The organism is Pseudomonas sp. Z3-6 (assembly GCF_051131985.1).
GTDB classification, from domain to species: Bacteria; Pseudomonadota; Gammaproteobacteria; order Pseudomonadales; family Pseudomonadaceae; genus Aquipseudomonas; species Aquipseudomonas zanjanensis.
This window is the reverse complement of record NZ_CP071644.1, coordinates 6,640,430-6,656,611: the sequence shown is the minus strand read 5'-3', so window position 1 is coordinate 6,656,611 and position 16,182 is coordinate 6,640,430. Positions and strand designations below refer to the sequence as shown.

Below are 16,182 nucleotides of genomic sequence, written 5' to 3'. Positions count from 1 at the left end.
GGTTCGTCTCGCCTGGTCTAGTCTTTGCGTCTGGACACTTAAATCAAGGAGCATGTGCCATGAGTATCTTTAGCTTTGTGAAGGAAGCCGGTGAAAAGCTGATCGACCTGCTGACCCCCGGTAACGCCAATGCCAGCGAACAACTGAAAGAGCACATTGCAAAGGTCGGCCTGGGTAATCCGAATGTACAGGCGACCATCGAGGGCGACAAAGTCATCGTCACAGGTGAAGTGGCGAGCCAGGAAGAGAAGGAAAAAATCCTGTTGGCGGTGGGTAATATCGCCGGTGTCGGTAGCGTAGACGACCAGATCACCGTGACTGGCCCAGTGGCACAAGCGGCGCGCTTCGTGACTGTGAAGAAGGGGGACACCCTCAGCGCCATCTCTAAGGCCGAGTACGGCGACCCGAACAAGTACAACAAGATCTTCGAGGCCAACAAACCGATGCTGTCGCATCCGGACAAGATTTATCCGGGGCAGGTGCTGCGTATCCCTGAATAACTGTCCCCTTGTGGCGAGGGAGCTTGCTCCCGCCGGGCTGCGAAGCGGCCCCAATGCGTCTGCTGCGCAGCCGAGCGGGAGCAAGCTCCCTCGCCACACTGATCCTGTCAAAGCCCTTCGATCAAGTCCCGATAATCCCCCAGCGCCTCGAACTCCCCCGTATCCTTCGGCCCCTTGCGACTGTCCGGCTCGCTGACCGCCAGCAGGTGCGCCACGCCGAAATCCCGGGCGCTGCGCAACACCGGGAGGGTGTCGTCGATGAACAGGCTGCGGGCCGGGTCGAAGTTCAGGTCGGCTTGCAATGCGTCCCAGAACTGCGGGTTTTCCTTGGGGAAGCCGTAGTCGTGGGAGCTGATCAAACGCTCGAAGTAGGGAGCCAGTTCGATGCGTTCCAGCTTCAGCGACAACGAATCGCGGTGAGCGTTGGTGATCATCACCACGCGTTTGCCGGCGCGCTGAATCGCGGCCAGGAACGTATCGGCGTCCGGGCGCAAGGCGATCAGGTGGGCGGTTTCCAACTTCAGTTCGCGCACCGGCAGTTTCAGCTCGGCGCTCCAGAAATCCAGGCAATACCATTGCAACTGGCCGGCGTTGCGCTCGAACAATGGCTGCAGCTCCATCTCGGCCATCGCCCGGCTTACACCATGCAGGTCGGCGTAGCGCTGGGGCAGGTGTTCGAGCCAGAAGTGGTTGTCGTAATGCAGGTCCAGCAGGGTACCGTCCATGTCCAGCAGAACCGTATCGATCTCATGCCAGGGCAGCAAGGCCATAAAACTTCTCCAGCGGTCATCGGATATCCGACACAAACAATCAGAATAGGCCGGGTATAGTAGCCCGCTATCGCCCAGGGAGCCGTTTATGCGCCAGAAACCCACCATACTCGATCGCCGGATCGTCGCTACCAGCCGCCTATTCTGTGTGGAAGAACTGAAATTGCGGTTTTCCAACGGTGTGGAGCGCACTTATGAGCGTCTGGCGAGCAAAGGGGCGGGCTACGGCGCGGTGATGATCGTGGCGATGCTCGACGCTGACCATGCGGTGCTGGTGGAAGAGTATTGCGGTGGCACCGATGCTTACGAGTTGTCCCTGCCCAAGGGCTTGATCGAGCCAGGGGAAGATGTACTGGCGGCGGCCGAGCGGGAGCTCAAGGAAGAGGCCGGTTTCGGGGCGCGACAGTTGGAACATCTGACCGAGTTGTCGCTGTCCCCCGGCTATATGAGCCAGAAGATCCAAGTGGTGCTGGCGACCGATTTGTATGAAGAGCGCCTGGAGGGCGACGAGCCCGAGCCGATGCGCGTGGACAAGGTCAACCTGCACGAGCTGTCGGCCCTGGCGCAAAACCCGCAATTCACCGAGGGCCGGGCCTTGGCGGCGCTGTACTTGGCCCGTGACCTGCTGGCCCAGCGTGGAGCATTCCTGTCATGACATTTCCTCATTCGCTGATGGCCCCGGTGGTCGAGCTGGCGCTCAAGGCCGGTGAGGCGATCCTGCCGTTCTGGCGCGCCAACGTGTTGGTCAACCACAAGGCCGACGAGTCGCCGGTGACCGCTGCCGACATGGCGGCTCATGATGTGCTCGTGGCCGGGCTGGCGGCGCTGGCCCCGGACATTCCAATCCTTTCCGAAGAAGACGCCGATATCGCGCAAAGCGTGCGGGCCGGCTGGCAACGCTGGTGGTTGGTGGACCCGCTGGATGGCACCAAGGAATTCATTTCCGGTAGCGAAGAGTTCACCGTCAACATTGCCTTGGTAGAGCAGGGGCGTGTGGTGTTCGGCGTGGTGTCGATGCCCACCAATGGTCGCTTCTACGTGGGTGGCGCTGGGCTGGGTGCCTGGCGTGGTGACAAGGGGGGCGTACCGTTGCCTATCGCGGTGCGTGACGCAGTGGCGCCGGGCGAGGCGTTCACCGTGGTCGCCAGTCGCCGGCACACCAGCCCGGAGCAGGAGCGCCTACTCAACGGTTTGAGCGCGAGCCTGGGCGAATTGCAACTGACCAGTATTGGCAGCTCGTTGAAGTTTTGCCTGGTGGCCGAAGGCGCGGCGGATTGTTATCCACGGTTGGCGCCAACCTCCCAGTGGGACACCGCCGCCGCCCAGGGGGTATTGGAAGGTGCGGGAGGCGCGGTGCTGGATTTGAGCGGCGAGCCGTTCTGTTATCCACCGCGTGAGTCGCTGTTGAATGCGTCGTTCCTGGCGTTGCCGGCGAAAGCGGCGTGGCGTGGGAAGCTGTTGGAGCTTGCTCGTTCCTGAACCCTATCTGATTCTTGTGGCAAAAGCTTTTTGTCTGGCAAGAGTGCTTTTTGTGGCGAGGGAGCTTGCTCCCGCTGGGTTGCGAAGCAGCCCCTGCTTTGGCGGTTGCTGCGCAACCGAGCGGGAGCAAGCTCCCTCGCCACAGTGGCCACCCACCCTCCAATACAGGTCATGTGCTGTTTCAGCGGTGCAACACGTATTGCCCCTCGAACTGTACCGCCACGTCCTCGCTCCCGCTGTTCATCACCTGGGTCTGCAAGGCCAGCCGCGCCCGTCCGTAACGCCGGTAGGTGGCCAGGAAGCGTTTCCAGAGCTTTTCCTCAGGCGCTTGGCAGACAACGGCCGCATCGCGGGTCACCGGCAACGGATAACTGATCTGCCCTTCCTGAATCACGATATGGCCGTCTTCAATGCCTTCCTCGCGCAGGGCCAGGTGCAGCCAGCCCCAGCCACCGAGTACGGCGCCGCAATACAGGCTGCCGCCGAACATGGTGCTCTTGTGGTTGACGTTGGCCGCCAGCGGCAAGGACAGGCGCAGTTGCCGGGCCTGCCAATCGAGCACCTTGAGGCCCATGTCCCGGGTCAAGGGGATGTCGTGGTGCAGGATCGATTCCAGGTAACGGCTGTCGCGGTTCATTGCGGGCCTCTTGCTTGGCAGGGTAGTGACGATAATTCAATCGGATTCATCGGCCGTACCCTGGCTGCTGTCGCCGAAGGTCAGGCCATGCTTGCGCAACTTGTCGTGCAGGGTCTTGCGGGGAATGCCCAAGGCCTCGGCCAGGCTGCGCACCGAGCTGTGGGGGCGGGCCAGTTCGGCGGCGATGAGGGTTTTCTCGAAGTTTTCCACCTGCTCGCTCAAGCCGCCGGTGACCAGTTCCACCGGTGCCCCAGGGTTGCCGTCGGGCGCGCTGTTGTCCAGGGCCAGCTCCAGGCCCAGGGCAAAGCGTTCTGCGGCGTTCTGCAGTTCTCGCACATTGCCCGGCCAACTGTGGCGCAGCAGCAACGCCCGGTGCGCCGGCTGCAATTCGTGGGGCGGCAGGCCATGTCGGGCACTGGCTTCGTTGGCGAAATGCTGGAACAGCATCAGCGCATCCTCGCCCCGTTCGCGCAACGGCGGTATGCGCAGCGGCGCGACGTTGAGGCGGTAATACAGGTCGGCACGAAAACGCCCCTGGTCGGCGGCCTGGCGCAGGTCTTCCTTGGTCGCGGCAATGACACGGATATCCAGGGGAATCTGTTGATTGCCGCCCAGCCGCTCCACCACGCGCTCTTGCAGCAGACGCAGCAGCTTGACCTGGACATCCAGGCTCATGCTCTCGATTTCGTCCAGGAACAGCGTGCCGCCGTTGGCGAACTCGAACTTGCCGATGCGGCGTTTCTGCGCACCGGTAAAAGCACCGGGTTCGTGGCCGAACAGTTCGCTCTCCACCACCGACTCGGCCAGGGCACCGGCGTTGATCGCCACGAAGGGGCCATTGCGCCGGCCTGAGAGGTCGTGCAAGGCACGGGCGACCACTTCCTTGCCGGCGCCGGTCTCACCGAGGATCAGCACATCGGCGCGGGTGGCGGCCAACGCGCCGATCTGCTCGCGCAGGCGCAGCATCGGGGTCGATTGGCCGACTAGGCGGGCGCTGAGTTCATGGCGATCGCTCAGGGCCAGGCGCAGGCTGCGGTTGTCCAGCACCAGGCGGCGCAAGGCCAGGGCGCGGCGTACGCTGTCGAGCAGATGATCGCTGGCGAACGGTTTTTCCAAGAAGTCGTAGGCCCCGGCGCGCATCGCCTGCACCGCCAGCGGCACATCACCGTGGCCGGTAATCAGCAGCACCGGCAGTTCCGGGTCTTGCGCATGGAGTTCGCCCAGCAGTTCGAGGCCGTCCATGCCCGGCATGCGAATATCACTGACCACCACCCCCGGCCAATCACGAGACAGTTGCCCGGCCACGCCCTTGGCTTCGGCCAGGGGCAGGATTTTCAGGCCGGCCAGGTCGAGGGTCTGGCTCAAGGCCTGACGCAGATGGGGATCGTCATCGATCAGCACCACCTCAATCCGGTTGTCGATGGTCATACACTTCGGTCCTCGGACGGTTGCAGGCTCACCCCGGGTGCGCCGGCGCGCAGCTTCAGGGTGATCAGGGCGCCGCCTTCCTTGTGGTTGGCGAACGACAGTTCGCCGCCGAAGGCGCGCATCAGGGTGTCGCAGATCGCCAGCCCGAGGCCAAGGCCCTGGGTGCGGGTCTTGGTGGTGTAGAAAGGCTCGCCGGCGCGGCCCAAGGCCTCCATGCAAAACCCTGGACCGTTATCACGGATGTACAGGTTGGCGCCGGTGTCGGTGGCCTGGGCACTGATCCAGAGTTTGCGCGGCGGGCCCTTCTCGGTGAGCGCATCGAGGGCGTTGGCCAGCAGGTTGCCGAGTACCTGGCGCAGGCGGGTTTCGCCAGCCTCGACCCACAGCGTGGCGGCCGGCAAGTCGCGGATCAGCTCCACTTCCATGCTGCGCCGGCGTTTGGCGAGCAGCGCCAGGGCGTCGTCCAGCGCCGGCTGCAGGGCGACGCTTTCCGGGGCATGACGGTCGCGACGGGCGAAAGCGCGCAGGTGGGCGATGATCGATGCCATGCGCCCGGTCAGTTCGCTGATCAACTTGAGGTTGCCGCGGGCGTCTTCGGTGCGTTGGTGGTCAAGCAGGATCTCGGCGTTTTCCGCGTAGCTGCGAATCGCCGCCAGTGGCTGGTTGAGCTCGTGGCTAATGCTCGCCGACATGGTGCCCAGGGCCGACAGCTTGCCGGCCTGCACCAGGTCATCCTGGGCCCGGACCAATTCCTGCTGGGCCTGCTCGCGCTCCAGCACTTCTTGTCTCAGTCGCCGGTTCAGTCCTTCCAGGTCGCTGGTCCGTTCGGCCACCCGGCCCTCCAGCTCCTGGCGGGCCTTGGCTTCGAAGGCGATCCGGTCCAGATAGTGGCGCCGGCGTTGCATCATCAACCCGAGCAACAGCATCAACACCAGCAAGGCCGCGCCACCGGTGGCAACCACGGTACGCACGGGACGGTCGATCAGCGTGCGCGGGGCGAGGATGCTCACGCTCCAGCCGGTTTCTTCGATGGATTGGGTCTGGGGCAGCCAGGCGTTGGCATCCAGGTTCAGCGGCTTGGGGTCGCGGGTTGGATAAGGTTGTACCGCGCTGATGGCCTTGCGCTCGTCGTCGCTGAGCGGCCGGGTCGCGCGAAAGCGCCATTCCTGGCGCGACGTGAGAATGACCACGCCGTTGTGGTCGGTCACCAGCAATTGTTCCGGGGTCTTGCCCCATAGGCTTTCGGTGTGGTCGAGGTCGACCTTGACCACCAGCACGCCGATGACTTTTTCGCGGTCGTGCACGGCGGCCGCGAAGAAATAACCGCGCTTGGCCGACGTCGTGCCCAAACCGAAGAAACGCCCCAGGCGCCCGGCCATGGCTTCGATGAAGTACGGCCGGAAGGCGAAATTGCGCCCGACGAAGCTGTCGTGTTTGTCCCAGTTCGACGCGGCCAGCGTCTTGCCGGAAGGGTCCATCAGGTACATGACTTCTGCGCCTGTCTGGGCGCTGATGTTTTTCAGCAGCCGGTTGGCGTTGCCTTGGGTGACGCCGTCGTCCGGGGCCGACAGGGTGGCGCGCAAGGCCGGCAGCTCGCCGAGGATCTGTGGCAACACTTCATAGCGGTGCAGCGTGCCCAGCAGGTTGGCGACGTAAAGGTCCAGGGTCTGGCGGTTCTGGCCGGCCAGCTCACTGCGGTAATAACGCTCGGCCAGGTGCTCCAACGGCCACAGCAACGGCGCCAGGCACAGCGCGAGCAAGGCCAGGCTGCGCCAACGGGGTCTGCGAGGAAGGGTGGAATTCATGAGCATGGGGCGCCTGTGGTGACAGGCGTATTATGCCTAGTTGCCTTGCAAATACTATTTGTAAGACCTTACCAGGCTTGTCCGGCCAGACACCGCTGCAACGCGCTTCGCCAGTCGGGCTGGCTCACCGCCCATTCCTTGGACAGGCGGCTGCAATCCAGGCGCGAGTTCAACGGTCGAGGGGCCGGCGTCGGATAGTCGCTGGACGCAATGGGCTCCAGTAGCGCGCACGGCTTGTGTCGCTCGAGCAGGTTCTCGCCGATGGCCTGGGCGAAACCGAACCAGGACGTCTCCCCCCGGGCCGTCAGGTGATAGGTGCCCCAGGCTCCGGCTTGACCGGCCTGCCAGCGTTCGATCAGTTGGGCGGTGCTGTCGGCAATGGTGCCCGCCCAGGTCGGTGCGCCAATCTGATCGGCCACCACCCGCAGTTGCGGTTTTTCCTGCAACAGACGCTGCATGGTCAACAGGAAATTGCGGCCCTCGGTGGAATATACCCAACTGGTGCGCAGGATCAGGTGCTGGCCGCCAGCCTGGCGGATGGCATCTTCACCGGCCAGTTTGCTGCGCCCATAGACGCTCAGAGGATTGGGCGTGTCGTCCTCGGTGTAGGGGGTAGGCTTGAGGCCATCGAAGACGTAGTCGGTGGAGTAGTGAATCAACGGTATGCCCAGTTCGGCCGCTGCCTGGGCCAGGATGCCCGGCGCCGTGGCATTGATGGCGAACACCCGTTCCGGCTCGCTCTCAGCCTGGTCGACGGCCGTGTGGGCGGCGGCATTGATGATCACGTCGGGTCTCAGGGCCTTGATGGGGGCGCGCAGGGAATCCGCCTGCGCCAGGTCGAGCTGGTCGCTGCCGCGTACGAGCAACTCGCCCATGCCGCTCAGGCGCGATTGAAGCGCCCGGGAAACTTGGCCATTGCGGCCGATGATCAGGATGCGCAAGGGCGTACTCATGGGAACAGGTCTGCCTCGTGCAAGGCCTTGCCGTTCTGGTCCTTGGCCGAGAGGATCGGCGCGTCGTCCAGCGCCCAATCGATGGCCAGTTGTGGATCGTCCCAGCGAATGCAGCGTTCGGCTGAGGGCGCGTAGTAATCGGTGGTTTTGTAGAGGAAGTCCGCCGATTCGCTGAGCACGACGAAACCGTGGGCAAACCCTGGCGGAATCCATAATTGTTGCGGAGTCTTCGCCGAAAGACGTACTGACGTCCATTGGCCGAAGGTCGGAGAGCTGCGGCGGATATCTACCGCTACATCCAGTACTTCCCCTGCGACTACCCGCACGAGCTTCCCCTGTGCTTGCTCGATTTGATAATGCAGGCCGCGCAAAACTCTTTTGGCGGAGCGAGAATGATTGTCCTGGACGAATTTAGGGGAAAAACCGGTGGCTTCGACAAAAGCCCGAGCATTGAAACTTTCGTAGAAAAATCCCCGCTCATCGCCGAATACCTTCGGTTCGATGAGCAAGACGTCGGGTAGTTGAGTGGCGGTGATTTTCATCGTGGTTCCCTGACGATGTTGAACAGATACTGACCGTAGCCGGTCTTGCCGAAGTATTCGGCACGTTTAAGTATTTGTTCACGACTGACCCAACCTTGTAGATAGGCAATTTCTTCCAGACATGCCACTTTCAGGCCTTGACGATGCTCGATGGTTTGCACATATTGCGACGCTTCCAGCAGGCTGTCGTGGGTGCCCGTGTCCAGCCAGGCGAAGCCTCGACCGAAACGCTCAACATGTAAGTCACCGCGTTGTAGATAAGCGTTGTTGATGTCTGTGATCTCTAGTTCGCCGCGTTTGGATGGTTTTACCTCCTTGGCGATTCGGATGACATCATTATCGTAGAAGTACAGCCCCGTTACCGCATAGCTGGACTTGGGGGCGATGGGTTTTTCTTCAATGGAAATGGCACGATCTTCAGCGTTAAATTCGATCACACCGAAACGTTCCGGGTCCTTGACCCAGTAACCGAACACCGTCGCGCCGCTCTGCCGGCTGATAGCAGCCTGCAGCCGGTCACTGAAATACGATCCATGGAATATGTTGTCGCCCAGGATCAGGCACACCGAATCGCTGCCAATGAATTGCTCGCCGATCAGGAACGCCTGGGCCAAGCCATCGGGCGACGGCTGCTCGGCATAGCTGAAATTCACACCAAACTGCTGACCGTCGCCCAACAGGTTGCGGTATTGCGGCAGATCCTGAGGCGTGGAAATAATCAGGATGTCCTTGATGCCTGCGAGCATCAGCACCGAGATCGGGTAATAGATCATCGGTTTGTCATAAATCGGCAATAGTTGCTTGGAAACCCCGAGGGTAATCGGGTGCAGGCGGGTGCCGGAACCGCCGGCCAGGACAATACCTTTAATCATGCAATTGCATCCTTGTGGTCGAGCGAGCCCAGGCGCTCGCCCTGATAACTGCCGTCCTGGACCCGTTGGCACCACAGCAGGTTTTCCAGATACCACTGCACGGTCTTGCGCAGTCCGGTCTCGAAGGTTTCTTGAGGTGTCCAGCCCAGTTCCCGTTCGATCTTGCTGGCGTCGATGGCGTAACGCAGGTCATGGCCGGGGCGGTCCTGGACGAAGCTGATCAGGTCGGCATAGTGCTCGACGCCTTCGGGTTTGCGTGGCGCCAGTTCTTCGAGCAGCGCGCAGATGCTGCGCACCACGTCGATGTTTTTCTGCTCGTTGTGCCCGCCGATGTTGTACGTCTCGCCGATCGCACCTTGGGTGATGACTTTGAGCAGCGCCCGGGCATGGTCTTCGACGAACAGCCAGTCGCGCACTTGCTGGCCGTTGCCGTAGACCGGCAGCGGTTTACCGGCCAGCGCGTTGAGAATCACCAGGGGAATCAGTTTTTCGGGGAAGTGGAACGGCCCGTAGTTGTTCGAGCAGTTGGTCAACAGCACAGGCAAGCCGTAGGTGCGTTGCCAGGCGCGGACCAGGTGATCGGACGCCGCCTTGCTCGCCGAATACGGGGAGCTTGGGGCATAGGCAGTGGTTTCGGTGAACAGGTCATCCACGCCGTGCAAGTCGCCATACACTTCATCGGTGGAGATGTGGTGGAAGCGAAACGCGCGCTTCTGCGGTTCGGCCAAAGCCTGCCAATACGCGCGGGTGGCTTCCAGCAGGCTGTAGGTGCCCACGATGTTGGTCTGGATGAAGTCCGCCGGGCCATCGATGGAACGGTCTACATGGGACTCGGCCGCCAGGTGCATGATGGCGTCAGGTTGGAATCGCGCCAGCACCGCACTGACAGCCGCTTGATCCACTATGTCGGCCTGGACGAATTCGTAGCGGCTGTCGTGATCGATGCTGCTCAGGGACTCGAGGTTGCCAGCGTAGGTCAGCTTGTCGAGGTTCAGGACCTGATGTTCGGTATCGAGAATCAAGTGCCGTATGAGCGCCGAGCCGATGAAGCCAGCACCGCCAGTGATGAGAATGCGCATCCAGTTAAGCCTTTTTCCGTGAGACGACAAAGCGTAGGAGTATAGCTTGTCGGCATGTCGAGGGCGGTGCAAGCGAATATCCCATGGACACACCCTCCTATTTAGCTTCCCAGGAGAGCTGTGCATATTTTTGAACAGGGGGGTTGCTTATCCCCCGACTCGGTGGCGAGATAGGCATCCGAACAAAACCACCTCAGGGGTCGTTGTATGCCACTCGCTACGTTGGTTCACCGCGCCAGTTTACCTAGCCCACAGATCAGCGCCGAGCAAGCGCTGGTGCTGCTGCGCTCGAATTACGGACTCAGCGGCGACCTGCGACCCCTTGGCAGCAACCAGGACCTCAACTACCGCGTCGACAGCGAGCGCGGACGCTTTGTGTTGAAAATTTGCCACGGCGACTACGCTGTCCAAGAAATCCAGGCCCAACATGCCGCCCTCAAGCACTTGGCCGGACACGACGCGGTGAAAGTGCCACGGGTCATTGCGGCGATCAACGGCCAGGACCTGCTGACCTTGGACGTCGACGGCCAAGCGATTCACATGCGTCTGCTGGAATACATCGACGGCCAGTCCCTCACGCAGCTCAAGCACCTGACACCCGAGCTTGTCACTGGCCTGGGCCGCCTGTGCGCGGAAATGGACCTGGCCCTGGCGACATTCGACCACGCGGGCCTGGAGCGCACCCTGCAATGGGACGCGCGCCACGCCCCGGCCCTGGTCGATTACCTACTGCCTGTCATCGAGGATGAAACACGACGCCATCGGGTCGCCGAGGTCGCGCAACAGGCCGAGCGGCGCTTGCAGCCGCTCAAGGCCAGCCTGCCGGTGCAGGCGATCCACATGGACATCACTGATGACAACGTGGTCTGGCAGCGCGATGCCCAGCGCCAATGGCAATTGCAGGGCGTTATCGATTTCGGCGACCTGATCCGTACCTGGCGCATCACTGACTTGTCGGTGACGTGCGCAGCCCTGCTGCATCACGCCGACGGCGACCCGTTCTTTATCTTGCCGGCGATCAAGGCCTACCACGCGGTCAACCCCTTGCAGCGCCAGGAACTGTTGGCGCTGTGGCCGCTGATCGTGGCGCGCGCCGCAGTGCTGGTGCTCAGCGGTGAGCAGCAGGTTTCCATCGACCCGGACAACCACTACAGCCGCGACAACCTGGCCCATGAGTGGGAGATTTTCCGCGTCGCCCATTCGGTGCCCTTCGAACTCATGGAAGCGGCGATTCTCACCGCCGTCGGCCACAACCTGCCAGCCATTGCCAGCGAGGGCTTTGCGCCACTCTTACCGACCCTGGTAGGGCGCGAGTTCGCCCTGATCGACCTGGGGGTGCTGAGCCCGCATTTCGAGGCCGGCAATTGGGAGCAGTCGGGGATCGACCAGCGCCTGCTGGATGAAGCCGCGGGTATTCACGGCCTGGCGGCCAGTCGCTATGGGCAGTACCGCTTGTCTCGCACTCGGCCGGACAGCGCCGTCGAACCCGACACTTATCCCTTGCACGTGGCGTTGAGTGTGCCGCGGGGAACGCCGCTCGAATCTCCGTTCGCCGGGGTTGTGCACACGTCTGCCGACGGCATGTTGCAACTGGACAGTGCACAGTTGAGCGTGCGCTTGTGGGGGGTGACGTCGCCGCTGCATTCCGGCGCGGCGCTGGTCAAGGGGCAGGTGCTGGGCGAAGTGACGGGGTCGCTGTGTGTCCAGTTGTGCCGGGGCGCCCACGTGAATCCGCCTCTGTTCTGCACGCCCTCCAGGGCCCTGGCCTGGCAGGCGCTTTGCCCTTCGCCGGCGATGCTGCTGGGGCTGGCGTGCGATGCCGAGCCGGAGACCGATCCCGAGGCGCTGCTGGCTCGTCGCGATGCGAGCTTTGCCCGTTCGCAGAAACACTATTACGTCGATCCGCCGCGCATCGAGCGTGGCTGGCGCAACCACCTGATCGACATGCAGGGGCGCTCCTACCTGGACATGCTCAACAACGTCGCGGTGCTGGGCCATGGCCATCCACGCATGGCGGCGGTGGCTGCCCGGCAATGGTCGCTGCTCAATACCAACTCGCGTTTCCACTATGCGGCGATTGCCGAGTTTTCCGAGCGCCTGCTGGCGCTGTCGCCCTCCAACATGGACCGAGTGTTCCTGGTCAACAGCGGCACCGAGGCCAACGACCTGGCGATCCGCCTGGCCTGGGCCTACAGCGGCGGACGGGACATGCTCAGCGTGCTGGAGGCTTACCACGGCTGGTCGGTGGCCGCCGATGCGGTATCGACCTCCATCGCCGACAACCCCCAGGCCCTGAGCAGTCGCCCGGACTGGGTGCACCCGGTGACCGCGCCGAACACCTATCGCGGCGAATTCCGCGGCCCCGACAGTGCGCCGGACTACGTGCGCAGCGTCGAACACAACCTGGCGAAAATTGCCGAGAGCAAACGCCAACTGGCCGGTTTCATCTGCGAGCCGGTCTACGGCAACGCCGGTGGGATCGCACTGCCGCCCGGTTACCTGAAGCAGGTCTACGCGATGGTGCGCGAGCGCGGTGGGGTCTGCATCGCCGACGAGGTGCAGGTCGGTTACGGGCGCATGGGCGAATTTTTCTGGGGCTTCGAAGAGCAAGGCGTGGTGCCGGACATCATCACCATGGCCAAGGGCATGGGCAACGGCCAGCCGCTGGGCGCGGTCATCACTCGCCGGGAAATCGCCGAGGCGCTGGAGGCCGAGGGGTATTTCTTCTCGTCGGCCGGCGGCAGCCCGGTCAGTTGCCAGATCGGCATGGCGGTGCTGGATGTCATGGAAGAGGACAATCTCTGGGAAAACGCCCGGGTGGTTGGCGGGCATTTCAAGGCTCGACTGGAGGCCTTGATCGATCAGTATCCATTGGTCGGCGCAGTGCACGGCTCAGGGTTCTACCTGGGCGTGGAGCTGATCCGCGACCGCGACACGTTGGAGCCGGCCACCGAAGAAACCACTGTGCTGTGCAATCGCTTGCGGGAACTGGGCATCTTCATGCAGCCGACGGGTGATTACCTGAACATCCTCAAGATCAAACCGCCGATGGTGACTACGCGCCAGAGTGTGGATTTCTTTGTCGATATGCTGATGAAGGTATTGGACGAGGGGCTGTAATCGATCTGGAATGCCGAGCTGTGAAGCTGTATTCCCCCTGTGGGAGCGGGCTTGCTCGCGAAAGCGGTGGTTCAGATGGCATTGATGCTGAATGTGCCGCCGCCTTCGCGAGCAAGCCCGCTCCCACAGGTTTTCTCGTCATAAAATCGATTTTTGTCGATGTTTTAAGAGGTTTTTTGATTGCTTTTGGTTTTTGTGACTTTATTAGTCGATATTTATCGTCTATAAAGTGACCACTGCCTATCGCCCAGGAGATGACCCATGACAACGTTGCACAGCACTCCGCGCGCGGATGGTTTCCACATGCCTGCCGAATGGGCGACCCAGACCCAGGTCTGGATGATCTGGCCCGAGCGCCCGGACAACTGGCGCCTGGGCGGCAAGCCCGCACAGGCTGCCCACGTGGCGGTCGCCAAGGCCATCGCCCGTTTTGAACCGGTGACCGTGGCGGTGTCCGCGAGCCAATACGAAAATGCCCGGGCGCGCCTCGACGTGCCGAATATCCGCCTGGTGGAAATGTCCAGCGACGACGCCTGGGTCCGCGATACCGGCCCGACGTTCGTGATCAACGACAGCGGTGAAGTGCGCGGTATCGACTGGGACTTCAATGCCTGGGGCGGCTTTGACGGCGGCCTGTACGCGCCGTGGAACCGTGATTCGCAAGTGGCCGGCAAAATCCTCGAGCTCGAGCGCAGCCCACGTTATCGCACCGAAGGTTTCGTGCTCGAGGGTGGGTCGATCCATGTGGATGGCGAAGGCACCGTGATCACCACCGAGGAGTGCCTGCTCAACCGCAATCGCAACCCGCACATGAGCCGTGAGGAGATCGAGGCGGTGCTCAGTGCGCAATTGGCCGTGGATAAGATCATCTGGCTGCCGGACGGTCTGTTTAATGACGAAACCGACGGTCATGTGGATAACTTCTGCTGTTACGTACGGCCTGGCGAAGTCCTGCTTGCCTGGACCGACGACCCGCAAAACCCGAACTACACCCGCTGCCACGCGGCGTTGGACGTGCTGCAAAACAGCACGGATGCCAAGGGGCGCTCGTTTACAGTGCATAAAATGCCGATCCCGGGGCCGTTGTATGCCACCGCAGAGGAATGCGCTGGCGTGGATGCGGTGGAGGGTTCCCAGGAACGCAACCCAAGCGTGCGACTGGCCGGTTCCTATGTGAACTTCCTGATCGTCAACGGCGGCATCATCGCGCCGAGTTTTGACGACCCGCTGGATGCACCGGCCAGGGACATCCTGCAGAACCTGTTCCCGCAGCACGAAGTGGTCATGGTGCCAGGACGCGAACTGTTACTGGGCGGCGGCAATATCCATTGCCTTACCCAACAGCAACCCGCGCCGCGGACAAAGTGAGTGGCGATGTAACAGCCCGGTGATATCGCCAGCGCCGGCTCTAAACCGGTGATTTTGGATCCATCCCGGCAAGCCCGCGGCCCGATTGGGTCGCGGGTTTTTTTGTGTCCGTTCGTGGGTGGGCAGGGATGGATTGGCATAGCTCTTGTATTGGATCAGCAGCAGTTCCGGGGAAGGGAACTGAGTTGTTTTGTCATAAACCTTGGATAAATTAGCCGCTCATCAACCAGGAGAGGGCGCTGGAATGAATATGACAAGCGAGCGCACATGCCATCCCTTGGCCGTTAATGGTGAGTCGCTTCAAGCGTTGGCGCAGTGGTTGAAGTCCAACGGAACGCGTCAGATCAGAGAACCTGATCCGCGCCGGATGATCGTTGAGCGGTACCCTGCTGGCCTGTTCAGCGAGGCTGAGCTGGAAGCACTGTGGGATGTGATGCAAGGATAGAATTCGACGGATTGATAAAAAGCGCTGGCCGGGATGGCAGCGCTTTTTTTGTGTCCGCTGGTTTTGTGGATTGATGCAATTTCCCTGTGGGAGCGGGCTTGCTCGCGAAGGCGTCGGGTCAGCTACCTATGCGGTGACTGACACACCGCTTTCGCGAGCAAGCCCGCTCCCACAGAGGATGGTGTTCAATTCTGGGCATTCGCCCGATCCACGAAACACACTGAAAGCCGTTCCGGCGTTTTTCCGCAGCGCTCGCGAGGCTACCCTGCTGCCATCGAATCCCCATGGCTAGCGGAGTTTCCCATGACCACTCTCCATTATATCTACGACCCGCTGTGCGGTTGGTGCTACGGTGCCAAACCGCTGGTGCAGGCGGCCCAGGCTGTATTGCCAGTGATCGCCCATGGCGGCGGCATGATGGCCGGCACCAATCGCCAGCAGGTCTCGCCACAATTGCGCAATTATGTGATGCCCCACGACCGGCGCATCGCCGAATACTCCGGGCAGCCCTTTGGCGAGGCCTATTTCGACGGTTTGCTGCGCGACCACAGCGCGGTGTTCGATTCGGCGCCGCCGACCGCCGCCGTCCTTGCGGCCGAACAGCTCGGCGGCCATGGCCTGGAACTGCTAGGACGGCTGCAAACCGCACACTACGTCGAAGGGCGGCGCATTGCGGACGAAACCGTCCTGCTGGAGCTCGCTCAATCCATTGGCCTGCCGGCCCAGGCGTTCCTGGCGGCGTTCCGCGCGGCTGATGTGCAGCGGCATATCAAGGCCAGTCGCGCCTTGCTCGCTCAGGTTGGCGGTCAGGGCTTTCCAACTTTGGCTCTAGAGCGGGACGGCCAGTTCACATTGATCGACATCGGCTCCTGGCTGGGCAAGCCCGAGGCATTCGCCCAATGGTTGAAGCAAGCCCTGCCGGAGCAAGCATCGGCGCCTTCAGCGACTTGCGGTTTGAACGGCTGTTCGCTTTGATCGATTCTTAGATGTTTTTCGCCTAATTACAGACGATTCACGAAATTGACACACCGTTGAGGGCGCGACTACGATTCGTCCTACGCCTGTGGCTGACAGCCATGACTCTTAAATAATAAAAAGGCCCGACACGATCAGACGTGGGCGGGCCTTTTCATTATTTCCAGGAGCAAGAGTCCGAAAAAGAGCGCAAAGCGCCATTTCGGCTG

The 16,182-nt window shown here is 61.9% G+C and carries 16 protein-coding genes; 8 read left to right on the top strand and 8 right to left on the bottom strand.

The window, feature by feature from the left end; all coding sequences use genetic code 11:
* Positions 1-59: 59 nt before the first annotated feature.
* Positions 60-500, top strand: coding sequence for a peptidoglycan-binding protein LysM (gene lysM / locus J3P88_RS28795; RefSeq protein WP_434573036.1), 441 nt, complete (start codon positions 60-62; stop codon positions 498-500).
* 107 nt (positions 501-607) lie between these two features.
* Here the strand turns inward: lysM and yrfG are convergent, their stop codons facing one another.
* Complete coding sequence (gene yrfG / locus J3P88_RS28790) at positions 608-1,270, bottom strand: GMP/IMP nucleotidase (protein ID WP_411386205.1); 663 nt, start codon at positions 1,268-1,270, stop codon at positions 608-610.
* 88 nt (positions 1,271-1,358) lie between these two features.
* Between yrfG and nudE the strand changes: the two genes are divergently transcribed.
* Together nudE and cysQ are read left to right on the top strand one after the other, a co-directional pair.
* Positions 1,359-1,925, top strand: a complete 567-nt coding sequence (gene nudE / locus J3P88_RS28785; protein WP_186707288.1) for an ADP compounds hydrolase NudE — start codon at positions 1,359-1,361, stop codon at positions 1,923-1,925.
* Positions 1,922-2,749, top strand: a complete 828-nt coding sequence (gene cysQ / locus J3P88_RS28780; protein WP_186707287.1) for a 3'(2'),5'-bisphosphate nucleotidase CysQ — start codon at positions 1,922-1,924, stop codon at positions 2,747-2,749. The genes nudE and cysQ overlap by 4 nt, the downstream gene beginning before the upstream one ends.
* A 181-nt stretch (positions 2,750-2,930) precedes the next feature.
* Here the strand turns inward: cysQ and J3P88_RS28775 are convergent, their stop codons facing one another.
* From J3P88_RS28775 to rfbB, 7 genes are all read right to left on the bottom strand, one after another.
* Positions 2,931-3,386 carry a YiiD C-terminal domain-containing protein gene (locus J3P88_RS28775; protein ID WP_186707286.1) on the bottom strand — a complete coding sequence of 152 codons (456 nt, stop codon included), beginning with the start codon at positions 3,384-3,386 and terminating at the stop codon, positions 2,931-2,933.
* Between the two features lie 36 nt (positions 3,387-3,422).
* A complete protein-coding gene (locus tag J3P88_RS28770) occupies positions 3,423-4,814 on the bottom strand; it encodes a sigma-54-dependent transcriptional regulator (RefSeq protein ID WP_434573032.1) in 1,392 nt (463 codons plus the stop codon).
* On the bottom strand, positions 4,811-6,619 hold the full coding sequence (locus J3P88_RS28765; protein WP_434573030.1) for a sensor histidine kinase: 1,809 nt from the start codon (positions 6,617-6,619) through the stop codon (positions 4,811-4,813). The genes J3P88_RS28770 and J3P88_RS28765 overlap by 4 nt, the downstream gene beginning before the upstream one ends.
* 68 nt (positions 6,620-6,687) lie before the next feature.
* Positions 6,688-7,572 carry a dTDP-4-dehydrorhamnose reductase gene (rfbD, locus tag J3P88_RS28760; protein WP_434573028.1) on the bottom strand — a complete coding sequence of 295 codons (885 nt, stop codon included), beginning with the start codon at positions 7,570-7,572 and terminating at the stop codon, positions 6,688-6,690.
* Positions 7,569-8,114 (bottom strand): dTDP-4-dehydrorhamnose 3,5-epimerase, encoded by a 546-nt coding sequence (gene rfbC / locus J3P88_RS28755; protein WP_434573026.1) that lies wholly within the window; start codon positions 8,112-8,114, stop codon positions 7,569-7,571. The genes rfbD and rfbC overlap by 4 nt, the downstream gene beginning before the upstream one ends.
* Entirely contained in the window at positions 8,111-8,986 is an 876-nt protein-coding gene (rfbA, locus tag J3P88_RS28750; protein WP_434573024.1) for a glucose-1-phosphate thymidylyltransferase RfbA, read from the bottom strand. The genes rfbC and rfbA overlap by 4 nt, the downstream gene beginning before the upstream one ends.
* Positions 8,983-10,065, bottom strand: coding sequence for a dTDP-glucose 4,6-dehydratase (gene rfbB / locus J3P88_RS28745; RefSeq protein ID WP_434573022.1), 1,083 nt, complete (start codon positions 10,063-10,065; stop codon positions 8,983-8,985). The genes rfbA and rfbB overlap by 4 nt, the downstream gene beginning before the upstream one ends.
* A 207-nt stretch (positions 10,066-10,272) precedes the next feature.
* Here rfbB and J3P88_RS28740 point away from each other — a divergent pair, with 207 nt between their 5' ends.
* The 5 genes from J3P88_RS28740 to J3P88_RS28720 all read left to right on the top strand — a co-directional run bounded on the left by J3P88_RS28740 (position 10,273) and on the right by J3P88_RS28720 (position 15,973).
* Positions 10,273-13,185 (top strand): aminotransferase, encoded by a 2,913-nt coding sequence (locus tag J3P88_RS28740; RefSeq protein ID WP_434573020.1) that lies wholly within the window; start codon positions 10,273-10,275, stop codon positions 13,183-13,185.
* 20 nt (positions 13,186-13,205) lie between these two features.
* Positions 13,206-13,418, top strand: a complete 213-nt coding sequence (locus J3P88_RS28735) for a hypothetical protein (RefSeq protein WP_434573019.1) — start codon at positions 13,206-13,208, stop codon at positions 13,416-13,418.
* 28 nt (positions 13,419-13,446) lie between these two features.
* A complete protein-coding gene (aguA, locus tag J3P88_RS28730; RefSeq protein ID WP_434573017.1) occupies positions 13,447-14,553 on the top strand; it encodes an agmatine deiminase in 1,107 nt (368 codons plus the stop codon).
* A gap of 244 nt (positions 14,554-14,797) precedes the next feature.
* Entirely contained in the window at positions 14,798-14,998 is a 201-nt protein-coding gene (locus J3P88_RS28725; RefSeq protein WP_057449186.1) for a hypothetical protein, read from the top strand.
* Between the two features lie 303 nt (positions 14,999-15,301).
* Complete coding sequence (locus tag J3P88_RS28720) at positions 15,302-15,973, top strand: DsbA family protein (RefSeq protein WP_434573015.1); 672 nt, start codon at positions 15,302-15,304, stop codon at positions 15,971-15,973.
* The last annotated feature ends 209 nt before the right edge of the window (positions 15,974-16,182 follow it).